At 41.4% G+C, this 23,394-nt stretch carries 24 protein-coding genes and 1 other annotated feature (1 of these 25 running past the window's edge); of the genes, 5 read left to right on the forward strand and 19 right to left on the reverse strand.

Translation table 11 applies throughout. From position 1 onward, the window contains the following. Positions 1–10 (reverse strand) — a binding site (T-box leader); it reaches 226 nt to the left of the window's first position. A 77-nt stretch (positions 11–87) separates the two neighbouring features. The 12 genes from QM873_RS06355 to rsmD all read right to left on the reverse strand — a co-directional run bounded on the left by QM873_RS06355 (position 88) and on the right by rsmD (position 10,110). After that, on the reverse strand, positions 88–621 hold the full coding sequence (locus tag QM873_RS06355; protein WP_414279009.1) for a VanZ family protein: 534 nt from the start codon (positions 619–621) through the stop codon (positions 88–90). After that, the gene (gene rlmN, locus QM873_RS06360) at positions 599–1,687 is read right to left on the reverse strand and encodes a dual-specificity RNA methyltransferase RlmN (protein WP_006596799.1); all 1,089 of its coding nucleotides are present in this window, start codon (positions 1,685–1,687) and stop codon (positions 599–601) included. Before rlmN ends, QM873_RS06355 begins: the two co-directional genes overlap by 23 nt. A gap of 18 nt (positions 1,688–1,705) precedes the next feature. Then, on the reverse strand, positions 1,706–2,284 hold the full coding sequence (locus QM873_RS06365; protein WP_414279010.1) for a YutD family protein: 579 nt from the start codon (positions 2,282–2,284) through the stop codon (positions 1,706–1,708). Positions 2,285–2,505: 221 nt separating this feature from the next. Then, on the reverse strand, positions 2,506–4,218 hold the full coding sequence (locus QM873_RS06370) for a cache domain-containing sensor histidine kinase (RefSeq protein ID WP_414279011.1): 1,713 nt from the start codon (positions 4,216–4,218) through the stop codon (positions 2,506–2,508). Further along, entirely contained in the window at positions 4,215–4,949 is a 735-nt protein-coding gene (locus QM873_RS06375) for a response regulator transcription factor (RefSeq protein ID WP_287516840.1), read from the reverse strand. Before QM873_RS06375 ends, QM873_RS06370 begins: the two co-directional genes overlap by 4 nt. Positions 4,950–5,007: 58 nt before the next feature. Beyond that, complete coding sequence (gene msrB / locus QM873_RS06380; RefSeq protein ID WP_414279012.1) at positions 5,008–6,129, reverse strand: peptide-methionine (R)-S-oxide reductase MsrB; 1,122 nt, start codon at positions 6,127–6,129, stop codon at positions 5,008–5,010. Between the two features lie 12 nt (positions 6,130–6,141). Next, positions 6,142–6,702, reverse strand: a complete 561-nt coding sequence (locus tag QM873_RS06385) for a redoxin family protein (RefSeq protein WP_223363961.1) — start codon at positions 6,700–6,702, stop codon at positions 6,142–6,144. A 59-nt stretch (positions 6,703–6,761) separates the two neighbouring features. Further along, a complete protein-coding gene (locus QM873_RS06390; RefSeq protein ID WP_414279013.1) occupies positions 6,762–7,097 on the reverse strand; it encodes a hypothetical protein in 336 nt (111 codons plus the stop codon). A gap of 26 nt (positions 7,098–7,123) precedes the next feature. Further along, complete coding sequence (gene ccdA2, locus QM873_RS06395) at positions 7,124–7,834, reverse strand: thiol-disulfide oxidoreductase-associated membrane protein CcdA2 (RefSeq protein WP_070589647.1); 711 nt, start codon at positions 7,832–7,834, stop codon at positions 7,124–7,126. Between the two features lie 161 nt (positions 7,835–7,995). Next, positions 7,996–9,006 (reverse strand): SepM family pheromone-processing serine protease, encoded by a 1,011-nt coding sequence (locus tag QM873_RS06400; RefSeq protein ID WP_221761782.1) that lies wholly within the window; start codon positions 9,004–9,006, stop codon positions 7,996–7,998. Between the two features lie 101 nt (positions 9,007–9,107). Then, positions 9,108–9,581, reverse strand: a complete 474-nt coding sequence (gene coaD, locus QM873_RS06405) for a pantetheine-phosphate adenylyltransferase (RefSeq protein ID WP_293883181.1) — start codon at positions 9,579–9,581, stop codon at positions 9,108–9,110. Further along, positions 9,571–10,110, reverse strand: a complete 540-nt coding sequence (gene rsmD / locus QM873_RS06410) for a 16S rRNA (guanine(966)-N(2))-methyltransferase RsmD (protein ID WP_414279014.1) — start codon at positions 10,108–10,110, stop codon at positions 9,571–9,573. The genes coaD and rsmD overlap by 11 nt, the downstream gene beginning before the upstream one ends. A 182-nt stretch (positions 10,111–10,292) precedes the next feature. Here rsmD and QM873_RS06415 point away from each other — a divergent pair, with 182 nt between their 5' ends. The 5 genes from QM873_RS06415 to QM873_RS06435 all read left to right on the forward strand — a co-directional run bounded on the left by QM873_RS06415 (position 10,293) and on the right by QM873_RS06435 (position 13,619). Further along, positions 10,293–10,970, forward strand: a complete 678-nt coding sequence (locus tag QM873_RS06415; RefSeq protein WP_195611459.1) for a helix-turn-helix domain-containing protein — start codon at positions 10,293–10,295, stop codon at positions 10,968–10,970. Between the two features lie 2 nt (positions 10,971–10,972). Beyond that, entirely contained in the window at positions 10,973–12,385 is a 1,413-nt protein-coding gene (locus QM873_RS06420; protein ID WP_414279015.1) for a Y-family DNA polymerase, read from the forward strand. Then, complete coding sequence (locus tag QM873_RS06425) at positions 12,382–12,753, forward strand: hypothetical protein (protein WP_293883226.1); 372 nt, start codon at positions 12,382–12,384, stop codon at positions 12,751–12,753. Before QM873_RS06420 ends, QM873_RS06425 begins: the two co-directional genes overlap by 4 nt. Next, positions 12,734–13,039: a DUF5960 family protein gene (locus tag QM873_RS06430; RefSeq protein ID WP_414279016.1), complete on the forward strand. Its 306-nt coding sequence runs from the start codon at positions 12,734–12,736 to the stop codon at positions 13,037–13,039. The genes QM873_RS06425 and QM873_RS06430 overlap by 20 nt, the downstream gene beginning before the upstream one ends. A 187-nt stretch (positions 13,040–13,226) precedes the next feature. Then, the gene (locus tag QM873_RS06435; RefSeq protein ID WP_411400694.1) at positions 13,227–13,619 is read left to right on the forward strand and encodes a (deoxy)nucleoside triphosphate pyrophosphohydrolase; all 393 of its coding nucleotides are present in this window, start codon (positions 13,227–13,229) and stop codon (positions 13,617–13,619) included. Between the two features lie 23 nt (positions 13,620–13,642). On the opposite strand, the gene QM873_RS06440 is transcribed toward QM873_RS06435, so the two are convergent. The 7 genes from QM873_RS06440 to QM873_RS06470 all read right to left on the reverse strand — a co-directional run bounded on the left by QM873_RS06440 (position 13,643) and on the right by QM873_RS06470 (position 23,394). Then, on the reverse strand, positions 13,643–16,528 hold the full coding sequence (locus QM873_RS06440) for a DUF3427 domain-containing protein (protein WP_414279017.1): 2,886 nt from the start codon (positions 16,526–16,528) through the stop codon (positions 13,643–13,645). A 77-nt stretch (positions 16,529–16,605) separates the two neighbouring features. Further along, a complete protein-coding gene (locus QM873_RS06445; protein ID WP_223363955.1) occupies positions 16,606–17,685 on the reverse strand; it encodes a hypothetical protein in 1,080 nt (359 codons plus the stop codon). Positions 17,686–17,755: 70 nt separating this feature from the next. Beyond that, positions 17,756–20,407 carry a valine--tRNA ligase gene (locus tag QM873_RS06450; protein WP_414279018.1) on the reverse strand — a complete coding sequence of 884 codons (2,652 nt, stop codon included), beginning with the start codon at positions 20,405–20,407 and terminating at the stop codon, positions 17,756–17,758. Further along, complete coding sequence (locus tag QM873_RS06455) at positions 20,400–21,800, reverse strand: hypothetical protein (RefSeq protein ID WP_414279019.1); 1,401 nt, start codon at positions 21,798–21,800, stop codon at positions 20,400–20,402. The genes QM873_RS06450 and QM873_RS06455 overlap by 8 nt, the downstream gene beginning before the upstream one ends. Continuing rightward, positions 21,797–22,351 carry a GNAT family N-acetyltransferase gene (locus tag QM873_RS06460; RefSeq protein ID WP_414279020.1) on the reverse strand — a complete coding sequence of 185 codons (555 nt, stop codon included), beginning with the start codon at positions 22,349–22,351 and terminating at the stop codon, positions 21,797–21,799. Before QM873_RS06460 ends, QM873_RS06455 begins: the two co-directional genes overlap by 4 nt. A 259-nt stretch (positions 22,352–22,610) precedes the next feature. Beyond that, the gene (locus QM873_RS06465) at positions 22,611–22,958 is read right to left on the reverse strand and encodes a helix-hairpin-helix domain-containing protein (RefSeq protein ID WP_414279021.1); all 348 of its coding nucleotides are present in this window, start codon (positions 22,956–22,958) and stop codon (positions 22,611–22,613) included. Positions 22,959–23,139: 181 nt separating this feature from the next. Further along, entirely contained in the window at positions 23,140–23,394 is a 255-nt protein-coding gene (locus QM873_RS06470; protein WP_006596820.1) for a DUF1912 family protein, read from the reverse strand.

Here is a 23,394-nt window from a genome sequence, read left to right on the forward strand (position 1 = left end):
ATGTCTTGAAGCTATTATAGCTCCCGCTTCTGACTTTGTCAACCCAAAATTTGAAATCGTCTTCAATCGTTCGGATTTTGTACCAAACTAAGATAGGTTGTCCTTACTTATAGAAGCTTGCACCCATTTAAAACACAGATAGGCCAGGTAGCCTCCCAGAGTATTGGTCCACAGATCATCTATCTCAAACACCCGATTGAAATCAAACAAGAGGTCTAACACAATCTGACTAAGCTCGATCCACACACTCATCCCTAGACTAAAGCAAAGGACGCGTTTCCTAGTACCTAGCCAAGGCCAGAGCCACAATAGTTGAAAAACCAAAGGGAACAAGAGAAAAATATTGGCTATATTCTGTACAAGCACCTTGATTAGCTGGAGCAGACTAGTCACTTGACCTAGGTTGATGAGAGAATTAAAGGGAATCAGTAATACGACTACACGACCAAAATGTTGAATCCCAGGTGTTTCCATCCCTGGTTCAGGTCGCTGGGGAAGAAAACACATGAGGCAGAGCAGGACAAAATAGAAGAAACTGCCACCTAGTAGCAGTTGTCTTCCTTTTTTTGTTAATTGCCCTTCTTCTATCAGCCAGTTGTTACGGTTGAGCTTCTTCAACAATGGCTTTCTCCCGGTCTCTCTTCATCGTATTGGAACGCAATTGTCCACAAGCGGCATCAATATCTGTTCCATGCTCTTGACGAACCACGCAGTTGACTCCGTTTTTCTTCAAGGTGTCATAGAAGGCCATCACGCGCTCTCTTGGACTCCGACTATATTGGTCATGCTCACTAACTGGGTTGTATGGAATCAAGTTGACATAAGATAGCTTCTTGATCTTTTTGAGGAGTTCTGCCAATTCCAAGGCTTGCTCGACACCATCATTGACTTCGTTAAGCATGATGTACTCGAAGGTCACCCGACGGTTAGTCGTTTCGATATAGTACTCAATGGCCGCAAATAATTTCTCAATCGGGAAGGCCCGGTTGATTTTCATGATGCTAGAACGCAAGTCATTGTTTGGAGCATGGAGTGATACTGCCAAATTGACCTGAACCCCTTCATTGGCAAAGTCACGAATCTTATGAGCCAAGCCAGACGTTGAAACGGTAATATGACGGGCACCGATAGCCAACCCCTTGTCATCATTAACCGTACGGACAAAGCTTAAGACATTCTTGTAGTTGTCAAACGGCTCACCAATTCCCATCACAACGATATGGCTGACACGTTCATCTTGTCCACGTTCGTCAAAGTATTTTTGAACCAACATAATTTGGGCAACGATTTCCCCGCTGTTCAAGTCGCGTTGCTTCTTGATCAAACCAGATGCACAGAAGGTACAGCCGATGTTGCACCCTACCTGAGTGGTGACACAAACTGACAAGCCATAGTGTTGACGCATCAAAACTGTCTCGATCAACATGCCATCTGGCAATTCAAAGAGGTATTTGACAGTCCCATCTGCTGACTCTTGAACGATCCGTTGTTTCAAAGGATTAATCACGAACTGGTCGTTCAAGGTTTCAATCAAGTCCTTCGATAGGTTGGTCATTTCTTCAAATGACTGGACGCGTTTCCGATAGAGCCATTCCCAGATTTGGGTCGCTCGAAATTTCTTTTCACCATTTTCTTCTGCCCACTCGATCAGTTCTTGTCGAGTCAAGCCATAAATTGAAGGTTTCATCTTATCTCTTTTCTCTCTTTACTTTTGACGGATGACAAAGTGGCGTTCTTGCTCACCCTGTGCATCTTTTTTTCTAGACCGCTGACGGTTCTTTTTCTTTGGTTGAGAAGTCTTTTGTTTTTGCTCTTGTTCACGTTCCCGTGACTGATTTTTAGAGCGATTCCGGCGATTTTGACGACCGCCACGCTTAGCAGAACGATTCCCCTCTTCCTGTTGTTTAGGAGAAGATTTCTTGTCAAAGGATGCTCGACGGGGTTCTGCATTTTCTAGAACAAAATAAGCACAGCTATAGCTACAGTATTCTAATAAATAATCTTCCAGACGGCTGATTTTCTCTGCATCTGTGACAGGGCGATCATCTTTATAGAAGCCACGTAGACGCAACTGTTCATTGCTCCAATCACCGACAATGTAATCAAATTTGGTCAAAACCTCTGAAAAACGCTGGCCAAAGACCGTCGCATCAAAGGCATCATTTTGATTCTCAACCAGCTCAAATGTCAATTGTTCTGCTAGCACTTGACTGCCAACCAGACGAAATTCCGGTCCAGGATATTTATTGTAATTAAATAATTCAGGGGATATTTCTTTGCGCATAGCCTTCCTTTATTCATACCTTTAGTTGTAACACTTTATTCTATCATAAATCCCTATCTTTAGATAGAATTTCAACGGAAAAGAGAAAATCTGTAAAAAGTCTGACGATTTAATTTACCTTTTCTTGCTGTCACATTATAAAAAGCAGGCTTTTTTCAAAGCCTGCTCAGATGGAAGAAAAGTCTTCTATCTAACTAAGACAAAGATGGCAATCTTTGTCTCTATACATGTTCATCAGATGATGAAAGGGGCAAATAAAGAGTGATTTTGGTATAGCTATTGGCCTTAGAATCAATCTCCATATGATAGGCTTCGCCAAATTGAAGATGCAATCGTTGGTCCACATTTTTCAAGCCAACACCTCCTAAACGAAGAAGGGTTTGATCTGTTGACTCTGATCGGTCAAACCCTCGTCCATTGTCAAAAATCGAGACGCAGGCGTAGTCTCCACTGACTTCAGTCGTCACTCGAATGAGACCTGGCCGATCGATCTCTTTAATGCCATGGTAAATCGCATTTTCCACTAAGGGTTGAAGCACTAATTTGGGGAGCTGATAGTCGCCCAACCGTTCATCTTCTAGAATTTCATAATTGAGCTTTTCACCATAACGTTGCTTCTGAATGAAAAGATACTGGCGGACATGGTCAATTTCATCTCTCAGTAGGATTTGTTCCTGGCCTTGGTTGAGAGCCAGTCGAAAATATTGAGCCAGAGATTTGGTGATATCGACTACGCGCCGACTATCGTTAAACTCCGCCATCCAGACAATCGTATCCAAGGTATTGTAGAGGAAATGCGGATTAATCTGAGCCGAAAGTGCCCGCAACTCGTAACGCCGTGCGTTCTGCTCCTCTTCCTTAACCTGTTGCATGAGGTTATCGATTTGGTCCAACATGGCATTAAAAGCTTGAGCGAGATCCACCAATTCTGGAGATCCTTTTGCTACAGCTCTCACGTGAGCATCTCCTGCTCCAATCCTCAAAATGATAGTCTGAAGGTCTCGTAAGGGTTTGATCCACAAACGCAGAACAAAGCCAATCCCTATTAAACACATAATCAAAGCTAGCAATCCTAGGCCAATGAAAGAGTACAGGAGCTGCGACTGAAGCATCTGAAGCCCTTCAAGCGAAGCCACTCCAATCAAGGTCCAATCACTATTTGGAATCGGAACCTGATAGATAAAATTCTGCCCGCCTTTTGCATAACCATCTTTCACAGCAATATAGGGCTGCATGGCCTGCATTTCTTGGCTGGAGGAATAGACCGCCTTTTTAGGATGGTAGACAAACTCATGCTTTTGATTAATGATAAAACTAAAGCCTTGCTTCCCTAGTTGAAGGTGATCCAAGTAAGCCTGAAGGCTATCGTAGCCAATATCCAAGCGTACTACTCCGAGATTTTGTCCGGTCTGATCGACCACTTCTTGGGTAATAGAAACCACCCATTTTTCTTTTTCCGAGGTCAAGGATTCCTTTCGAGCTGGCGTCAAGACCGGCATGGCTCTTTCCTTAATCGCCTCTTGATACCAACTTTCATTCATCATATCTGAAGAAGTCTGCATGCTGATTTTGGTATCTGTCGCTACCAGACGTCCGTCCTTAGTCACCAGGACTGCTGAGACTAGGTCCGGATCCGTTTCAATCATCGTTCGCATCAGGTGCTGAACCGTTTCTTGATCCGCACTTCTATCTTGGGCAAATTGGCGAACAGCCTGTTCCTTACTAAGCACTGTTGTGGTCTGCTTTAATTTTTTTAGATAAGACGTGATAAACTGACTACTTTGGTCGATACTATTTCTTGTCGTCCGCTCCGTTAGCTGGCGGATCGCCCCTGAACTCGTTTGATAGTAAAGGCTACCGATGAGACCAAAAAGTAGGAGAATGAAGAGAAAAAAGTAGAGGATCAGCTGGATCAGCAAGGGATATCGTTTCATTCATGCTCTCCTTTTTTGTACTGCCTTGGCGTCACCCCAACAACCTGCTTAAAGCGTTGAGAAAAATAGTTCATATCTTCAAAACCAACCTGATCGGCGATCTCATAAATCTTTAAATCTGTCGTGAGAAGCAAGAGGCGAGCCTTCTTCATTCGCTCCTGGATAAGGTATTCTTGGAAGGGGAGTCCCAATTTTTTCTTGATCAATACACTTAGATAAGAGGGACTGAAACCAAGTTGATAGGCCAAATCCTTCAGGGTTAGCTGGGAATCTGCTAAACGAGCATGAATGGCTTCTTCTAAGTCTGTCGAATAACCATGACTGACCAAATCTTCGACTTGCGCCTTTTTTCGCTCTTGATCGAGTTTTCCTTTCACCTTTGCTAACATCTCTTCAATATCATCTTTTGAAAAAGGCTTCAGCAAATAATCATCTGCACCCAACTTGATGGCTTTCCTCGCAAATTCAAAGTCATCATAACCTGTCAAAAAAATGATATGACAAGACGGAGATTGCTCTTTAACGAGATGGGCCAGATCCAAGCCATTCATTTGTGGCATATTGATATCGGTTAGAAGGATATCAGCTGGTTGATCTTGAAACTTCTCCCAGGCCTCACGGCCATTTTCTGCCTGGTTGATGACGGCCATTCCAAACTGTTCATAGTCTACTAAGGAAGTCAGACCCTGCCGGATAAGCTCTTCATCTTCCACAATCATGATCGAATACATGTCTTTCACCTACTTGTTTTTGCTATGCTTATTATAGCAAATTGTAGTTCCAAATGTCTCAGACATAGTCCAATAAATAACCGTAGCCCTTTTCCACCATCTCTGCTTTAGGGATGAATTTGATTGACAAGCTATTGATGCAGTAACGAAGGCCACCTTTTTCCTTAGGTCCATCAGTAAATACGTGGCCTAGATGGGAATTTCCTACTCGACTCCGAACCTCTGTCCGAGTCATATTGAAACTCTTATCTTCCTTGTAGGTTGCCACATCCGGACTGATCGGTCGGCTAAAGCTTGGCCAACCACAACCAGAATCAAATTTATCTTTTGAGGAGAAGAGAGGCTCTCCTGTTACGACATCCACATAGATGCCCGCTTCAAACTTATCCCAATAGCGATTAGAAAAAGCACGCTCTGTATCATTCTCTTGCGTCACTGCATATTCTTCGGGCGATAACTTCTTCTTGATCTCTTCATCGCTCGGTTTTGGATAGCGACTAGCGTCAATAACTGGATAAGAAGCTTGATTCACATCAATGTGACAATAGCCATTCGGATGTTTCTGTAGATAGTCCTGATGGTAGTCTTCCGCCTTGATGAAATTGGTCAGTGGCTCTTTTTCCACTGCTAACGGTTTGTCGTATTTTTTTGCTACCTCTTCAAAGACTTGGTTAATAGTTGGAAGATCCTCTTGAGAGACATAATAGACACCTGTTCGGTATTGAGTTCCTTGATCATTTCCTTGACGATTCTTCGACGTTGGGTCGATAATCCGGAAATAATGCAGGAGCAATTCTTTCAGAGATACCTGCTTGACATTGTAAGTGATATGAACTGTTTCAGCATGGCCTGTTTGAGGGACTAATTCATACTTGGTGGTATCCCCTTTTCCATTGGCATAACCTGATTCGGCATCAATGACACCCGGAACACGGGAAAAATACTCTTCCACACCCCAGAAGCAACCACCAGCTAGATAGATTTCTCGTTGGTCTTCTGGATTGACTTTTTCTTCCTGCTTTTTGTTTGCTACTGGTGTCTGACTCATGGACGCTTTTTTGATCTGCTCAGTCGTCGCATCTGATGTATCCAAGGCCATGGATCCTTTGACAAGGAAAAAGATTCCAAAACAAAATAGCCCCACTAAAAGAATGGAAATGAGTTTCCATTTTGTTTCCATTTTATGTCCTCCTTACTTCATTTCTTTTAGAGTCTGGACGATGTCTTCCTTGCTCATATAACCGATATGGGTCTTAGCGAGAGTTCCATCGCTTGCAATAAAGAGTGCCGATGGATAAGAACGAATCCCATACTCTTTTAGCAGTTCCCCTTTACTATCTAGCAAGACTGGGAAATCCTTGTAATCCAAAGACTGGTACCAGTTTTTGAAATCTGCTTCTGATTTTTCACCATTAAAAGTTGGAGCTACAACGGATAAGACCACATAATCCTTACCCGCCTCTTCTTTTGCCAACTCATTGGTATCCTCTAATGTCGATAGGCAAATAGAGCACCAGGAAGCCCAAAATTTGAGGTAAACTTTCTTCCCTTTGTAATCAGATAAGCGGTAGGTCTTACCGTCTACTCCTTGCAGGTTAAACTCTTGAACCTTCTTTCCAGCTTGCTCTGAAGATCCCGTTGTGGATGTCTGCTTAGTCTCACTTTTGTTGGATGATTCCATTCCTTGGTTAGAGCAAGCCCCCAAAAGTCCAGTACACAAGAATCCTGCAGCTACTAAAGCTAATTTCTTCATCATTATTACCTCTTTAAACAAGGAGAAAGTCATCCTCAGATGACCTCTCCCTTCTTTCATTAGTTGTCTGACTTCATATCAGATGATTCACTCTTTTCATCTTTCATTTCTGAATCGCTAGATTTCATCTCATCTTTTTTCATATCGTCCTTCATTTCAGAACTGCTGTCAGACATCATAGATGAATCTTTCATGTCTTCTTTTTTCATTTTATCATCGGACATGGATGAATCCTTCATGTCATCCTTCTTCATATCGTCCTTCTTCATATCGTCCTTCTTCATCATACTACTATCGTCCGTTTTTTTCATGTCTGAATCTGATTTCTGTCCAGAACAAGCTGCTAAAGTGACGATGCTAAGTGTAGCAATAGAAAGTGCAAAAATTTTTTTCATGATTTTTCTCCTTTAATCATTCAAGATTAGTGAAACAGGGATGCGAGGCTATTAAGATTTCCTAGCATCAGCAAGATGCCCATCAAGATGATGAGGGCACCACCAATTTTTTTCAAGGTTCCCATATGGGGCTTGAGTTTAGCAAAATGTTGTAGAACCCAGCTAGAAGCCAAGGCCAAAAGCAAGAAAGGCAGAGCCAAGCCTAATGTATATACCAGCATCAGGAGAGCACCTTGCAATGCACCATCTCCTCCAGAAGCTGCAATGGCTAAAACAGAGCTCAAAACTGGTCCGACACAAGGGGTCCAACCAAAACTGAAGGTGACCCCTATCAGAAAAGCATTGAAGAATTCATTGCGTTTTTCGTCCTTCTTCAGTTGGATACTCTTTTGTTTTTGGAGTTGCTGAAGATTGATGAGGCCCATCTGATGGATTCCCAATAAGATGACAATCCCTCCTAGTAGGTAACGGAACCAGGGAGCATAAAGCACCTGGCCAAGGGCCCCTGCACCGTATCCTAGAATCAGGAAAACAGTTGATAGACCTGCGATAAAACAAAGAGTCTTCACCAGGCCATACCAAGAAATGTCTCTTCCAAAAATACGCACCGTTTTTTCATGCTCAGAATCCAATAGAATCCCTACATAGACTGGCATCAGTGGCAAAATACACGGGGAGAAAAAGGATAGAACTCCCGCTAAGAATACTGAAATGGAAAACAAACTGGTTTGAATCATTTCACTACCTCCCTTTCTTTCTGACACCAGTATAAAGAAAAAATCCCTCTAAAAATAGAGAGATTGATAAGCAAAAACTTGAATTTAATTAGAAGGTGAATATTCCCCTCTGCTAACACGATGTCATACGTTCAAGTACGAAATTTGTCAAACAGGCTACTTTAGTTCTTTTTCAAATAGTCAATGGCATCCTGCAAGGTTTTGACAGGGACAATTTTCATCTTGGTCTTAATTTTCTTAGCTGTTTCTACCGCTTCGTCGTAGTTGCTCTTGGCATTCGGATTGTTCTTTTTGACTTCTTCTGTCACTGGATTATCAGGGGCAAAGAAGATTTCAGCACCAGCGCGATCTGCCGCTACGACTTTTTTATCCACTCCACCGATATCTCCGACAGTCCCATCATGGTTAATAGTCCCTGTCCCCGCGATATGGCGTCCCTGACGAAGGTCTGGATCCGCTACTTGAGTATAGATGGACAAACTAAACATCATCCCGGCACTTGGACCACCGATGCCAGCTGTCGCAAACTCGATTGGCACGTCACTCTTCACTTCTGTCCTGTCAATCAAGCTAATCCCAATCCCATTCTTGCCATTGACCAACTTAATAATCTTTCCTTCAGCTGTCTTGGTCTGACCATCTTCTGTGTAGGTCACTGAGACCTTGTCCCCGATTTTTTGGGAACCAACATACTCGATGAGCTCTTTTGAGCTCTTGAAGGTTTTGTCATTCACAGCCGTAACCGTGTCCGCAATATTTAGAACGCCTTTAAAGGTAGAGTCTTCTGCCACTTGCATGACATAGACACCTAGGAATTCCATCTCTGTATCTTTTCCAGCCGTTTTCAGTCCTTGGTATTTGGCAGTATTTTGAGAGGTTTCCATATAAAATTGATTGATCCGGAAAAATTCCTCACTGGAACTGCCACCTGTCATTTCTTTTTCAGAGTAGATATCTGTAAAAGGAGTCACCCAGGCATAGACTATATCCGAGAAGGTCGCTTGCTTGACGGCAACAGTGACAAAATCATACGAACCGGATGCTTCATCATTTTTCTGGTTGACACGCATGACTTGGCGAATATCTTCTGAACTCCCTGGCATTTCCAGATAGTAAGGCAGGGGAACAAAGAAAGCTAGCAAGGCCAAAATTAGAAGCAGGGTCCCAATCATCGGCCAACGATAAGTTCTCCACACACTATCTTTTTTGCGCACAGGTTCAAATGGGCTTTCTGGTAGCTGAGCCCTTGGTTTCTCAAATTCTTTCATTCGTTTTATTTCATCTCCTTTATAACACTCTCTGGGACATAGGCACTGACATCCTGCTGGAAGGTCAGCAACTCGCGAATTCTCGTCGAGCTCAAGGCCTGGTACTGGGGCTGGGCACAGAGATAGATGGTCTCAAGCTCTGGAGCCAGCTGGTGATTGAAGTAGTCCATATTGCTTTCATAGAGGAAGTCCTGGCTATTGCGCAACCCTCGGACCAAACTCGTCACCCCATACCGTCTAGCCACCTCTACTGCCAACTCTGCCTCTGAGGTGATGACTCTTACATTGGGCAAATGAGCCACTGCTTCTGTCACTATGGCTTCCCTTTGCTCAATGGTAAAATAACCCTTCTTCTCATGATTAAAGAAGATACCGACATACAAGCGATCAAACAAGCGACTAGCCCGCTCTATCAAATCCAAGTGTCCCAAGGTCATTGGGTCAAATGAACCTGTAAATAATCCGATTTTATCTGACATAAACCGTCACCTTACTAATTCCGTAGATTTTTTCTTTCCAGATTCCTAGACAAGCAACTTCCTCAGGCAAGTCCACTGCCTTGTCTGTCTCACAGACGACCATGACCTCTTCTCCAAGTAAACCACGTTCAGCCAGGGCCTCAATATCGGCTACGATCTGCTCCTTGGCATAGGGAGGATCCAGGAAAATGAGATCAAAGGCCCCCTGCAATTGGCCGAGAGCCTGGTGAGCCTCCATCTTCAGCAATTGAAACTTGTAGCTTTCCTTGGTCATTTGGATATTGCTAGCAATAATCCCTTGGGCTCTGCGATCTTTCTCGACCAAGACAGCCTGCTCCATCCCCCGAGACACCGCCTCGATGGACAGACCGCCTGAGCCAGCATATAAATCCAAGACCCGACCCCCATCAAAATAAGGACCGATCATATTAAACATAGCCCCTCTCACCTTATCTGAAGTGGGCCTTGTTGTCTTTCCTTCGAGCGTCTTAAGAGGACGCCCTCCATAGGTACCTGATACAATCTTCATAGAGATTATTATATCAAAATTTGGATAAAAGATACAAAAACACCCACCTCTCCCATCTGAGATCCGCTTAAGTTAAATCCCTTTCACTCCTAAAGAAAAATCCTCTCACTTTTCTCTTGAAGTCCGAATTATTTTTTGCTATACTATACGTAACTTTTAAAACGTTACATAGGAGAATGCAGATGTTTGATGCAAAAAAATTAAAAGACCGGCGACTTGAGCTGGGCCTGACCCAAGCCCAGGTCTACGAATCCTTAGAGATTAGTCGCAAGACCTACTCTAGTTGGGAGAATGGCTTAGCAGAGCCACACGATAAAAATCTCAGGAGGTTGGCCAAGCGCCTCTCCGTTAAAGAGGACTACTTTGTCGACAAGAGCTCAGCGCTTTTCACCTACCCTTTACTAACGCCACCCCATCAGAAGAAGGTCGATCTCTTGGCTAGCCAACTCTTAGCAGAGCAAGAAAAAGTGGTTTCACTGATCCCTTACCGTGTCCTCTCTATCGACTTGGCAGCTGGGCATGGTCATACCTTTTATGACAATGAGACTGACTACGAGACCGTTTATTTTGACCAAGAGATCCAACACGACTTTGCCTCTTGGGTGTCTGGAGATTCTATGGAACCAAGCTATCCAAACGGTTCCGTTGCCTTGATGAAACAGACCGGATTTGACTATGATGGAGCGGTCTACGCCCTCATGTGGAACGGGAAGACCTATATCAAAAAAGTCTATCGAGAAGACGAGGGCCTCCGCCTAGAATCCATCAACCCAGCCTATGATGACCTCTTTGCCCCCTACGAAGATGAACCAAAAATCGTCGGTATCGTGGTCGGCCACTTCCTCCCTCTGGAGGTTTAGACATGCTTTTTGATTATTCACGTGAGCCTCGGTCTGATATTGCTTTTGTGGATATGAAAAGTTTCTATGCCAGCTGTGAATGCGTCCGTCTCGGCCTCAATCCCTTGACTACTTCTCTTTGTGTCATGAGTCGGAGCGACAATTCTGCTGGCCTCATCTTAGCCAGTTCCCCCGTTTTCAAGCAGATCTTTGGGAAGAAAAATGTCGGGCGGAGCTATGATCTGCCCTTCGATCTCAAGACGAGGAAATTCAATTACTACCTGGCCCGTAAGCAAGGTCTGCCGACGGATCCATCCTTTGTACACTATATCGAAAGTTGGGCCAAGCGCACCTTTATCGTGCCCCCTCGCATGAATGCCTATATCCAGGTCAACATGGAGATCCAGCAAGTCTTTCAAGAATTTGCTGCTCCAGATGACATCTACCCCTATTCCATTGATGAGGGATTTATCGATTTGACCAGCTCTCTCAACTACTTTATTCCCGATCCTCAGCTGGACCGACGCTCCAAGCTGGATCTTCTTTCTGCTCGGATCCAAAAGCGCATTTGGCAAAAAACTGGGATCTACGCTACTGTCGGGATGAGCAATGCCAATCCCCTACTGGCCAAACTAGCTCTGGACAACGAAGCCAAGCACCAGAAAACCATGCGGGCTAACTGGTCTTACGAAGATGTCCCCAGTCGAGTCTGGCAGATAAAAAAACTGACCGATTTCTGGGGGATCGGCCATCGAACAGAAAAACGCCTTAACAAACTAGGCATTCACTCCATCTATGAACTGGCTCAGGCCAATCCAGACCAGCTCAAAAAAGAATTTGGAGTCATGGGCGTCCAGCTCTGGTTTCACGCCCATGGGATCGATGAAAGCAATGTCCATCGTCCCTATCGGCCAAAGTCTCACGGTCTGGGAAATTCGCAAATCCTTCCCCGTGATTACCACCGTCAAAGCGATATTGAACTGGTCTGTCTAGAGATGGCTGAGCAAGTCGCTATCCGCTTACGTCGGGAAAAGAAAAAGACACAACTGGTCTCCATCCACGCCAGCTACTCCAAGCAAGAACAGCTCCCCTCCATCCACTGCCAACGAAAGATTGAGCCGACCAACTCTACCGCTCAATTAGCCAAGGAAGTCATCCAGCTCTTTCGCTCCCACTACCAGGGAGGAGCCATCCGGCAGATAGGAGTCTTTTATGGGAATCTCGTAGAGGAGAGCTTCCAGCTGATCTCCCTATTTGATGACCCTGAGCAAACCCAAAAAGAAGAAGCTCTCCAAGGGACCATTGACCACATCCGTGACCGATTTGGCTTTGCTTCTCTACAGAAGGGATCTGCCCTATTAGAAAATTCGCGCGCTCTGGCTCGAAGCAAGCTGACCGGAGGCCACTCTGCAGGAGGTTTAGATGGCTTAGCATGATTGATCGTTCTTATCTCCCCTATCAGTCGGCACGCGACTTCCAAGACCGGGGCATGGCCAAGTGGGCCGGATTCTTCCTCTCTGAGCATTCGACAGCCTTACAAACAAACCAGCTCTCTCTCGAAGAGCTTCGCCTCCTCTCAAACCAAGAAATCCGTCACCTCCTTGAGCAGGCTTATCAGCAAGAGACCTCCCTCTCCCTCTCTACCCTCCAGGACAATCAAATCGCCGTCTACTACGGTCAGGTCTATACCTTAAGCCCTTCCGAAGTCCTCATTAAAAACGGCCAGCACTACCACTCTCTCCTTCTTTCGACTATTTTTTCTATTGAACCAGGAGATTCTAGCTATGAAACCAGCCCTGAATAAACACGAACTCCAATTTGATTATTTTTCAGACAATTACCAGCAGTTCGAGCAAGATTTTTACCGATTGGCAACGACTGCTACCCCCTTGGTCTTTTTAGAAGATGACCTGCTGAGATCCATGTCGACAGGCCAGCGCAACTATTTCAGACTCCACCATACTCAGAGTCGCGACCACCGTGACCACTACTTTCACTTTCGCGTCTCCACCCATCCCCAATCCCCACTGACACGGATTTATACCTACCTAGGCCACAGTCCTACCACAGAATACAAAGCAACCTCCTAGAAAACTAGGAGGTTCTTTTATCATGTGTATGAAGAAGCTTTCGCAACCCAACCAATCGCATCTGCAGGAGGATTGTCCACATCGATCCAGATGAAATCCATACCAATTTCACCGTTTTTGAATTTGGATTAATTCTTTAATTGCTTCTTTCAACCAATTTCTGATACAATGAAAGAGGAGGAAAATCATGTCAAAAAAAATTATTCACGTTGTTGCAGCTGCTATTGAAAAAGATGGAAAAATCTTTTGTGCTCAGAGACCTGAAGGAAAAAGCTTAGGAGGCTTTTGGGAATTTCCAGGTGGAAAATTAGAGGCAGGAGAATCTCCTGAACAAGCGCTCATTCGTGAAATACAGGAAGAATTAAATTCTGAAATTGAAATTATCTCCTTTGTGAACGAGGCCTCCTATGATTATGATTTCGGGACTGTCGTTATGAAAACCTATCACGCCAAGTTACTCTCAGGAAACCTAGAGTTGTTAGAACACCAAAATTCTACTTGGCTAGCACCACATGAATTAAAATCGCTTAACTGGGCACCTGTCGATCGTCCAGCTGTAGAATTATTAACAAATAAATAAGAACATGGCTTAACACCATGTTCTTATTTATTTGTGATGTAACGATAAAGCGTATCTGAGATGGATTTCTCTAACTTAAATTGCATTGTTACAATACTTTCATCGCCTTTTTCTAACGGACGAATCATTTCTTTTACCGAGGAAGGAATCAAATTCAAATTTCCTAGATAGTAGAACTCGCCTCCTTCAGCATCATCTTTGATGACAAATAATTTTATATCTAGACCAGTTGTGGGAGAGGAAACAATCGCTTTTACATCCGGAGACATCAATGTACGTTTATTCTTTGAAAACCATTTTAATGTCGTTTCGTTTAAAAGTTCATCTTCATACTTAATAGTATCATTGATTTCATCATTTTTATGATATGTAATAAAAATTGGACAAGAATTCGTTTCCTTATCAATTTTGTATCCACCAATATTCAATGGTGGTTCATCCTTGGCCCAATTAAGTAATTTTGCAACATCTCGACGAGAGTATTTTTGACCAATCGTAAATGTATCTGGATAATCCAAAGATTTAATAAGTCCTGCCTGAATAATATCTTCAATAGCTATCCTATATTCAACCTTCTTTAATAACTGAACAAATTCTTCTTGTAGAAAATATATAGAACCCCGGCAAATAAGCAGTGGGCTAGTCCCAAATTTCTTTACCTCTTGTGCCTTAAGAAAAGTAAGAGTTAAAATTGATTCGACTGAAGCAATCGTTGCTTTATCAAAAGGCAGATTCGTTTCTTGAAGAAGGTTAATAAAATCTTGTTTTGCCACTTTTCCATATTTAATCAAACGATCTAATAGGAGGAGCTCGTGCTTCCGTTTACCAGATAATAACTCAAAGGTCAAAAAATTCAACCATTTTGCTTCATTTTCTGATAAGACTATCTTATTTTTAGAAAATTTGTTTAAGACATCTACATAATTTTTAAAGCTAGTATTTTCAAAGAATACTAATGGATCGATACTATTGTAGTTCAAGTAATCAACTAAAAGAGGACTTCGACCTAACTTATTTTCCAGATCCGTGTATGCTTCTTGTAAAATTTTCAAATTGGATAAGGAAGTATTAGTGATGGACTTAAAGATTTGTTCCTTAGCTACTTCTTCAAAATTGATGGTCGTCAATCCTTTTAGAATATTTGGTTCTCGAAGCTCTCGACGATAATTATCTTTATTCATCGTTTTATCACCAAACAAAGCAATAGGAATTAGATAGTTATTCTTATAGTTTCCAATAAAATCGATAATGGTCACATATTCTTTGCTTTCATGCTTCCGTAGCCCTCGACCTAACTGTTGTACGAAAACAATGCTTGATTGAGTATTACGCAACATCACAACTTGATTGACCGATGGAATATCAATTCCTTCGTTAAAGATATCTACTGTTAAAATGTAGTCTAGCTCTCCCTTTTCTAGTTGGGCAACGACTTCATTCCGGGTCTCCATATTATCTTCACCTGTTAAGGCTCGACATCGTTTTCCCTTTTGGTTCAGTTTAGATGCTAAGTCATGGGCTTCTTGCTTAGAAGAACAGAACATCAAGCCCTTCACTTTCTCTCCACTAACTCCATAAAAATCAATCTTTTTAATAATATGCTTCACGCGCTCTTCGGATGTTAAGTTTGCGATCGTAGTATTCTCATTGATTAACTGTCCTTCGACTTCGATATCCTTTACCCCAAAATAAATAAATGGGCAAAGCATATCATTATCCAGAGCATCTTGTAGACGGATTTCATAGGCGATATTATAATCAAATAGTTCATAAATATTTTGCCCATCAGTTCGTTCGGGAGTAGCTGTCATCCCTAAAAAGAATTCTGGTTGAAAATGCGCCATCACTTTTTTATAAGAATCAGCACCAGCCTTATGAACTTCATCAATCAGAATATAGTCAAAATAATCTTCTGAAAATAGATTTAAGTGCTGATCACGTGATAGGGTTTGAATAGTGGCAAAGACATATTTTTTGCCAGTCAAATCAGCCCCAGAGTGATAAATGAGACCTTCTGCATCTGAAAACTGCAAGACCTTTTGAAAATCCTTTAACGACTTCTGTAAAATCTGCTCTCGGTGGACAATGAAAAGCATTCTTTCTGGTTTAAACTGTTGAACATCAAAAGCTGATAGAAAGGTTTTTCCTGTCCCAGTGGCACTGATGACCAAAGCCTTCTTTTTTCCAGAATCACGAATCGCTTGCAAACCTTTTAAGGCATCCTTTTGCATTTCGTTGGGACTAATCGTTTCACTCTGATATTGAGCCGTCTTCTCTTCGCGAATCTGGTCCACTCGAATGACATTCTGACGTTTTCGCGCATAAGAAGCAATCTTTTCATCTGTCAAAAGGTCAGACTTCTCCCAAATTTTATCAAATTCAGCTTTAGTGGCTCGAATAAGTTCGCCATTATGGGTAGATGTCAGTTTAATATTCCACTCATAATTGATCTTAAGAGCATTATGGGTCAGATTCGAACTACCCGAAATCAAGTCCTGCCTTCCCTCATGCTCAAAAAGATAAAACTTGGCATGCATCTGCAAACTCTCTGGAGTCAAACGAACTTCTACATTCTCTAACTTGAGTAGTTCTTGCATAGCTACTGGATCATTAAAATCAAGATAAGGAGAAATCAGAATTTTACCTTTGATTCCTTTATCCATCAGATCAGACAATTGCGACTTAATTAAGGCAATCCCAGACTGTGTAATAAAGGCCACTGATATGTAAAAAGCCTTGCACTTGCTCAACTCCTCTTGCAAATCCGTCAAAACATATCGCTTCATTTCATGATCGTTGATCAGAATCTGCGGAGAATACCCTCCCTCTTGATACTGGACATTATCCACAAAACCATATTTTAATGATTTAATAAGAGTGTCTTGAAATAAAGTAACGCCTTCTGGCATAGATCGTCTCTTTTCTAAAATTATTTAAATACCATAATTCATAATAATATCTACTTTGCTAAACCTATTTAATTAATCTAGCCCAAATTATATTCATTCTTTATATTATCAATACCATTAAGCAACTTCGGTTTCCTTAGCTTCACTTCTTCAAAATCACTAGATTCTAATTTTTCATCATGTAAATAATGATATAACTCGTCTTTATAAGAAGATGTCAAGCTATATTTTGGAAATTGTATCGTAATTGAATTACTAGAAAATTCGTCAAGTATTTTGTTATTTCTAATTAATTTCACATTATACTTTATAACACAAGGAGCATCTACAAGAATATTAAATCTCAAAGTATTCTCCCCTTTTTCTAAATGATGATTTATTGAAAAATCAAAAGAATCAGTAGTATAAGGAGATAACAATTCAATAATTGGTGTTAAAGTTCTATCAGGCTTCCATCCTCCACCTAAATTTCTAAGAAAACATTTCTCTGATGAAAAATATGGTATCTCAATCACACTTTCAATTTCTTGATTCACTTTATTAATTAATTCAATTCTAATCAATTGTTTACAGTCAGGCACATTATTATGAAAGAACTTAATAATACTGTGATCTGTTAATCTTTTTGAAAATATTTTTTTGATATCACCACCACTTAAATTACCAGTTTCTATATCTGAACTAAAGATTATTTTATCCTTTCCGTTCTCCTTATTTAAATAATGGCCTTTTACTTGATAGTTTCTTAATGAACTATTCTTATTCCCATTGTTAAAAATAACAAAGTCTATATCTTGTGATAAATTATCAAAACCATTTTGTATCGTAATATCTTCGTATAAATAATCACTAACACTAATATTATCCACTACTAAATTGTGAATTAATAAATTGTCTTTTGAATTTTCAATAACTAATTCATTCTCAATATAATTTTTCAAAACTCCTTGATTCTGAAAAATAGGTGACTCGACCCCATTAGATAGTTTAGGAACATTTCTAAGATCAATCCTTTTAATTTTTACTTTCTTAAATTTTGAGAAAACTATTTTTTTAAATAACCAACAAACTATCCCGACTATTGTTAAAAATATCCAAAAAACAAAATCAGAAATAAAATTGATTAATATATCCTTTGTGCTATTTAAATCAAGCAACTCTTATCTCCTAAAATCTTTTTATCCTCATTATACCAAAAAAACACGGCTCATCACCGTGTTTCTATGTTTATTTCACGAGTTTCTTCATCTCATCAATACGCGCTATTGTCGCGTCGTATTTAGCTTGGTAGTCGGCTTGTTTGTCGCGTTCTTTTTGGACGACTTCTGGTTTGGCATTGGCTACGAAGCGTTCGTTAGAGAGTTTCTTGCCTACCATATCCAGTTCTTTTTGCCATTTAGCCAATTCCTTGTCGAGACGAGCCAGTTCTTCTTCGACATTGAGGAGGTCAGCCAGTGGCAAGTAGATTTCTGCTCCTGTGATGACGCTTGACATCGCGAGTTCAGGTGCAGGGATGGTTGATGCGATCTCCAAGTGTTCTGGATTTGTGAAGCGTTTGATGTAGTTGACATTGCTGTTAAAGAAGGCTTCCAAGTCGCTATCGCTAGTCTTAACAAGGATGGTGATAGGCTTGCTTGGTGCTACGTTTACTTCTGCACGCGCATTCCGAACGGCACGGATCAAGTCTTTGAGGCTTTCGACACCAGTGTGGGCAGCGAGGTCTTCAAAGGCTGGGTTGACAGTTGGGTATTCTGCTGTAACGATAGAACCTTCTGAGATTTGTCCAAAGATTTCCTCTGTCACGAATGGCATGATTGGGTGAAGGAGACGAAGGATTTTGTCCAAAGTGTAAAGGAGAACAGAACGTGTGATGACTTTCTCTTCTTCGTTATCGCTATAAAGGACTTCCTTGGTCAACTCAACGTACCAGTCCGCAAACTCATCCCAGATGAAGTTGTAGAGGATGTGACCAGCCACACCAAATTCAAACTTATCAAAGTTTTCAGTGACCTTGCCGATGGTTTCATTGAGGTTGTGGAGAATCCAGCGGTCTGTGACATTTCCAGCTTCCTTGTTGACCACTTTTTCGATATTGGCAGTTGCTTGCTCAAGGGTCAATCCTTCATTGTTCATGAGGATGTAGCGAGAGATGTTCCAGATCTTGTTAATGAAGTTCCAAGAAGCATCCATTTTCTCGTAAGAGAAACGCACGTCTTGCCCTGGTGCAGAACCGTTTGAAAGGAACCAACGAAGGCTATCTGTTCCGTACTTATCAATAACATCCATTGGATCAATCCCGTTACCGAGAGATTTCGACATCTTGCGTCCTTGCTCATCACGAATGAGACCATGAATCAACGCATTTTTGAATGGCGACTTGCCAGTAAATTCCAAACCTTGGAAAATCATCCGAGACACCCAGAACGGAATAATATCATAACCAGTCACCAAAGTTGATGTTGGATAATAACGTTTAAAGTCTTCTGAGTCGACATCCGGCCAGCCCATGGTAGAGAATGGCCAAAGAGCCGAACTGAACCACGTATCCAAGACGTCTTCGTCCTGAGTCCAACCGTCACCTTCTGGAGCTTCTTCGCCGACATATATTTCACCCTCAGCATTGTACCAAGCAGGGATTTGGTGACCCCACCAGAGCTGACGAGAGATGACCCAGTCGTGGACATTTTCCATCCATTGGAGGAAGGTATCGTTGAAACGAGGTGGGTAGAATTCTACCTTGTCGTCTGTGTCTTGATTGGCAATAGCGTTCTTAGCCAATTGGTCCATCTTGACGAACCATTGAGTCGACAAGCGTGGCTCCACCACAACGCCTGTACGCTCTGAATGACCAACGCTGTGGATACGTTTTTCGATTTTTACAAGGGCACCGATTTCTTCCAACTTAGCAACGACTGCTTTACGAGCTTCAAAGCGGTCCATACCTGCAAATTCGAAGGCCAAGTCGTTCATGGTTCCGTCGTCGTTCATGACATTAACTTGTGGCAAGTTATGGCGTTGACCAACCAAGAAGTCGTTTGGATCGTGGGCAGGTGTGATTTTCACGACACCCGTACCAAACTCAGGGTCGGCGTGTTCGTCCCCAACGATTGGGATGAGTTTATTAGCGATTGGAAGGATGACGTTTTTACCGATCAAGTCCTTGTAGCGTGGATCTTCTGGGTTGACCGCAACAGCTACGTCCCCAAACATAGTCTCAGGACGAGTTGTCGCAACTTCAAGGGCGCGTGAGCCGTCTTCTAGCATGTAGTTCATGTGGTAGAAGGCACCTTCGACGTCCTTGTGGATAACTTCGATATCAGAAAGGGCTGTGCGAGCTGCTGGGTCCCAGTTGATGATAAACTCACCACGGTAAATCCAGCCTTTCTTGTAAAGGTCCACAAAAACCTTGCGAACGGCTTTTGACAAACCTTCATCAAGAGTGAAACGCTCACGAGAGTAGTCTACAGAGAGTCCCATCTTGCCCCATTGTTCCTTAATGGTAGTGGCATATTCGTCTTTCCATTCCCAGACCTTGTCAAGGAATTTTTCACGACCCAAGTCGTAACGCGTAATGCCCTCACCACGCAAGCGCTCCTCAACCTTAGCTTGGGTCGCAATCCCCGCGTGGTCCATCCCTGGAAGCCAAAGCGTATCAAAGCCTTGCATACGTTTTTGACGGATGATGATATCTTGCAACGTTGTATCCCAAGCGTGACCAAGGTGGAGTTTACCAGTTACGTTTGGTGGTGGAATAACGATAGAATAAGGCTTAGCCTTTTTATCGCCTGAAGGCTTGAAAACATCTTCATCAAGCCATTTTTGGTAACGACCAGCCTCAACCTCGGCTGGATTGTATTTAGGTGAAAGTTCTTTAGACATTATTTTTTCTCCTTTTATGAATATTTCTTTTATATCTACGATTTATTAGAGTGCTGAGCCTACTATTTCTATACTTATAATATCCCTTAGCTGAATCTGAATAATTTAGTTTTAGAAGTTTAACTAACCCTACACTAAGTACCATTGCTAGAATAAAAGATAAGGATATAATTATAAATGAAGTTGTAATACTAGACATCCATACCGAAGCGAGTTCTTTATCACTAGGGTTGATTAAATTGATTATACTAGCCTTAGCTATATTTTCTGAAATAATTTCATTATTCTTTATCTTTTGTATAGTAAATAATGCAGAGAATAAATTTAAACAAAAAAGTGTGAGGAAACTAATCAACTGTAGCCAGTATACATGTTGTTTCATTTTCAGAGTTAGCCTCGGAAGTTGTGAGGTTTCGTCTTTTACAAATTGATAATGTAATTCCCCTATAATTGTAGATATTAATACTGGCAGTAGCCAACTTAAAATTACAAGAAATTCTCCCTCTATCTTATCATAAACAAAAATGAATAATATAGTTATAATACCAAGAGTCCATCTAAGTAATTCATCTTTTTTCCTAAAGCCACCTCTATCAATCTGTGTTTTTAAAATAGCCCAAAAATATATGAATATAGTTTCCAATATCATGTACACAGAAACTAAATTTATAATTGATTTATCTTTTGAAATTTGATAAATCACAAACATCATTGCAAATATTAATAATTGGAAAAACGATATAAGGAACATGGTAATGTAAGAAGAGAAATAAGTGTTATCTCCAGACTTAACTTTTTTAAATTGTTTGGTATATAAACACAACAATAGTGTCCTAAATATCGGCGATAAAATAAATAAGAAAAATAAAGACAAATAAAATTTTAAATCAGATAGATCTTTTAATGTTGTAAAACATTGAAAGATAAATATATAGACAAGGTCAAATATATTTAAAGATGCACATATAACTTTACTAGTACTAAAAAAGTCCCTAATTTTAAATAATTTCTCTTCAAAAATAATTGCATATACTAGAGGAAGTGCTGGTTGTAATAGTATTATAAACCTATAATAAAATACCAACACTATACTAATAATTAGAACTAGGCAATACAGGGATAATGCTATCTTGTTATTGTTAATTTTTGAGTATATTCTATATCCATAGTAACCCATCAAAGCGAGTATTATTAACTCTAAAATAATAAATGGCAAACTTTTCTCATTTATTATTGTTACTTCCTTAATTGGTAATAAAGTAAAAGGTAGAATTAAAAGTATTGATATCAAAGATGATATTACAATAGTAGCAGGTCCCCAAGCCAGTATATTACATAAAAATTTAAATATTTTCATAACACAAGAATTTAAATTACATTTTTTGCAAATCATTCCCACTCACTCCTCAGCAATCCATATATGAGACTGTCACAACGCTTGCCTTGAGCATCTTTGCGGTCTCGAATGCGAGCTTCGAGGGTAAAACCAAGTTTCTCAGCGACTCGTTGACTTTGGATATTGTAGCCAAAGCAAGACAATTCTACCTTATGAAGCCCCAGTTCTTTAAAAGCCAGATCAATGAAAGCACGCGCTGCTTCAGGAACATAGCCTCGCCCCCAATAGTCTGGGTGCAAGGTATAGCCAATCTCCAGCACATCTTCTTCGTGGCGATGATTGAAGTCGACAGAACCAATGACTTTATCCGTCCCTTTGACCACAATACCGTAACCTGCTGGAAGATTTTCCTTTTCATTGCGCTCAGGAAGGATATGCTCTAGGTAATAAATCTCATCTTCCAAGGTCTTGACGGGTGGAAAACCTGCTGGGTAGGAGACTTCTGGAAGACTAGCGTAAGCATATATGTCCTCTGCATCTGCCACGGTACGGACTCGTAAGACCAGACGCTCCGTTTCAATTCGTTCTGGCAACTCTGCTCTTGTCATCCTTCTCCCTCGCTTTCTACAAAAAAATCGCCCCTGTCATTAATCTGACAGGGACGAATGTGTTTATCCGCGGTACCACCCAATTTCGGGCTCTTGCCCGCAACTTTGTTTATTTCATTTTCATCCATTAGCTACCAGTTTTGACACATTTGTGGACTTCTCAGCACCGCCACTTTCTGTAAAATGTGGGACTCAAAACACCTCTAACAGCTTCATTTTATCAAGTTTTTCTGGAAATAGCAAGAAATCACAAAAGCGATTATTTAAACTTGACACCAAGTTCTTGCAATTTTTTGATAGTAGCTGGGCCGATTCCTTTAAGGGCCAATAACTCTTTCTCTGTCCAGTTTGCGAAGTCCGCAACAGAGCGAATACCTTCATCATAGAATGTTTGCGCACGATCTAGTGCTACACCTTCCAAGCTTGCAGCGAATTCTTCTACTGAAGAAGCTGCTTGTTTCACTTCTTTCGCTACTGCTTTTGCTGCTGTTTCAACTTTCTTAGGTGCTTCTTTAACAGCTGCTCCTACAGTTGCGACAGCTTTTTTCAAAAGATGTCTATTTTGATGTTTGTATTGTTTCGCACGGTTAACGTTCTTCTTTGCCATTTTTCCTCCTACGTATCCAGTGATCAATCCCTAAGGCAACAAGGTTTCATCACCAATATTACTTTCGATAATTCGTTGATGTCTGTTCAACTTTTTTATTGTAACACAATCCCTCGAAAAATCAAGTCATTGCACTATTTTCAGCCAAATCCAGCCAGTAAAAGTCCTTCACAAAGAGCTTTTAATAGGTTCTCTCTCCAAACAAGCCATCTGGAAGATCGTGGAAACCTTTCCCCTCGTGGTAGTTAGCAAACTTCCCTTGAAGGAATTGATAGGCATCCAAGCGACTCTCGTAGCGGATCATAGCTTCCTTGGCCCGCTCGTCCTGATCTTCTTCATAGACCTTCTTGCTTTCTGTCAGGGCCATCTCATTGATCATGACCTGGGTCTTGATCCAGGCCTCAAATTCTTTCATAAATTCTTTTTCGTAGCTCAT

It is taken from the genome of Streptococcus australis, from assembly GCF_047463015.1.
GTDB lineage: Bacteria > Bacillota > Bacilli > Lactobacillales > Streptococcaceae > Streptococcus > Streptococcus australis_F.

What these genes read in the sequence shown, in the direction of transcription:
- QM873_RS06375 (WP_287516840.1), bottom strand. Translation starts at nt 4,949, where the DNA reads ATGTATTCGATCATGATTGTGGAAGATGAAGAGCTTATCCGGCAGGGT.
- QM873_RS06425 (WP_293883226.1), top strand. Translation starts at nt 12,382, where the DNA reads ATGATTGATCGTTCTTATCTCCCCTATCAGTCGGCACGCGACTTCCAA.
- rlmN (WP_006596799.1), bottom strand. Translation starts at nt 1,687, where the DNA reads ATGAAACCTTCAATTTATGGCTTGACTCGACAAGAACTGATCGAGTGG.
- QM873_RS06455 (WP_414279019.1), bottom strand. Translation starts at nt 21,800, where the DNA reads ATGATTTGCAAAAAATGTAATTTAAATTCTTGTGTTATGAAAATATTT.
- msrB (WP_414279012.1), bottom strand. Translation starts at nt 6,129, where the DNA reads ATGGAAACAAAATGGAAACTCATTTCCATTCTTTTAGTGGGGCTATTT.
- QM873_RS06460 (WP_414279020.1), bottom strand. Translation starts at nt 22,351, where the DNA reads ATGACAAGAGCAGAGTTGCCAGAACGAATTGAAACGGAGCGTCTGGTC.
- QM873_RS06385 (WP_223363961.1), bottom strand. Translation starts at nt 6,702, where the DNA reads ATGAAGAAATTAGCTTTAGTAGCTGCAGGATTCTTGTGTACTGGACTT.
- QM873_RS06430 (WP_414279016.1), top strand. Translation starts at nt 12,734, where the DNA reads ATGAAACCAGCCCTGAATAAACACGAACTCCAATTTGATTATTTTTCA.
- QM873_RS06440 (WP_414279017.1), bottom strand. Translation starts at nt 16,528, where the DNA reads ATGCCAGAAGGCGTTACTTTATTTCAAGACACTCTTATTAAATCATTA.
- QM873_RS06470 (WP_006596820.1), bottom strand. Translation starts at nt 23,394, where the DNA reads ATGAGCTACGAAAAAGAATTTATGAAAGAATTTGAGGCCTGGATCAAG.
- rsmD (WP_414279014.1), bottom strand. Translation starts at nt 10,110, where the DNA reads ATGAAGATTGTATCAGGTACCTATGGAGGGCGTCCTCTTAAGACGCTC.
- QM873_RS06400 (WP_221761782.1), bottom strand. Translation starts at nt 9,006, where the DNA reads ATGATTGGGACCCTGCTTCTAATTTTGGCCTTGCTAGCTTTCTTTGTT.
- QM873_RS06420 (WP_414279015.1), top strand. Translation starts at nt 10,973, where the DNA reads ATGCTTTTTGATTATTCACGTGAGCCTCGGTCTGATATTGCTTTTGTG.
- QM873_RS06435 (WP_411400694.1), top strand. Translation starts at nt 13,227, where the DNA reads ATGTCAAAAAAAATTATTCACGTTGTTGCAGCTGCTATTGAAAAAGAT.
- QM873_RS06465 (WP_414279021.1), bottom strand. Translation starts at nt 22,958, where the DNA reads ATGGCAAAGAAGAACGTTAACCGTGCGAAACAATACAAACATCAAAAT.
- QM873_RS06370 (WP_414279011.1), bottom strand. Translation starts at nt 4,218, where the DNA reads ATGAAACGATATCCCTTGCTGATCCAGCTGATCCTCTACTTTTTTCTC.
- QM873_RS06365 (WP_414279010.1), bottom strand. Translation starts at nt 2,284, where the DNA reads ATGCGCAAAGAAATATCCCCTGAATTATTTAATTACAATAAATATCCT.
- QM873_RS06390 (WP_414279013.1), bottom strand. Translation starts at nt 7,097, where the DNA reads ATGAAAAAAATTTTTGCACTTTCTATTGCTACACTTAGCATCGTCACT.
- QM873_RS06450 (WP_414279018.1), bottom strand. Translation starts at nt 20,407, where the DNA reads ATGTCTAAAGAACTTTCACCTAAATACAATCCAGCCGAGGTTGAGGCT.
- QM873_RS06415 (WP_195611459.1), top strand. Translation starts at nt 10,293, where the DNA reads ATGTTTGATGCAAAAAAATTAAAAGACCGGCGACTTGAGCTGGGCCTG.
- ccdA2 (WP_070589647.1), bottom strand. Translation starts at nt 7,834, where the DNA reads ATGATTCAAACCAGTTTGTTTTCCATTTCAGTATTCTTAGCGGGAGTT.
- coaD (WP_293883181.1), bottom strand. Translation starts at nt 9,581, where the DNA reads ATGTCAGATAAAATCGGATTATTTACAGGTTCATTTGACCCAATGACC.